Annotated in this window: 1 protein-coding gene; it reads left to right on the top strand. The window is 61.8% G+C overall.

Annotation, left to right across the window (positions count from 1 at the left end; genetic code table 11):
* Positions 1–552 (top strand): ABC transporter substrate-binding protein (locus PAT3040_RS30765; protein WP_181376943.1); only part of this gene is annotated, 552 nt, incomplete at both ends.

Below are 552 nucleotides of genomic sequence, written 5' to 3'. Positions count from 1 at the left end.
CGCTCCTGATCATCGCAGCCGCAATATCGGCAGCCGGATTGCTGGCGGGCTGCAGCGCGGGAGCGGCAAGCGGGGGAGAGCAGATGGGAAGAATAGCCGTCACGGACTTCGCGGATCGGAAGGTAACGTTTCAAGCGGCCCCGAGCCGGATCGTCGCGCTGGGCAACGGCGAGGTGGATATCGTCTACGCGCTGGGCGCATCCGTGGTCGGCAGACCGGAAGATAACGGCGGACTGCTAAAGGAGCAAGTAGCGGACGTGCCCGTCGTCGGCTCCGTCCACACGGTCGATCTGGAGAAGATCGCGTCGCTGAAGCCGGATGTCGTGCTCGGCAATTATCCCATTAACAGCAACGACGTCCCCCTGCTGGAGAGCATAGGGTCGAAGATCGTGTTGACGCAAGGCAATTCGATTGCGGATATTAAGCAACAAATAGAGCTGTTCGGCAAGCTGCTTGAGCGGGAAGAGAAGGCGGCCGAGCTGCTCGCGAAGCTGGACGGAGAGCTGGCGGAACTGAAAGCCGCGGCCTCCGAGAACGCTCCGCGCGTGCTAA

It is taken from the genome of Paenibacillus agaridevorans (genome assembly GCF_003112455.1).
Taxonomy (GTDB): Bacteria; Bacillota; Bacilli; order Paenibacillales; family Paenibacillaceae; genus Pristimantibacillus; species Pristimantibacillus agaridevorans.
Note: the sequence above shows the minus strand (reverse complement) of the source record. Positions and strands in the feature narration are given on the sequence as shown.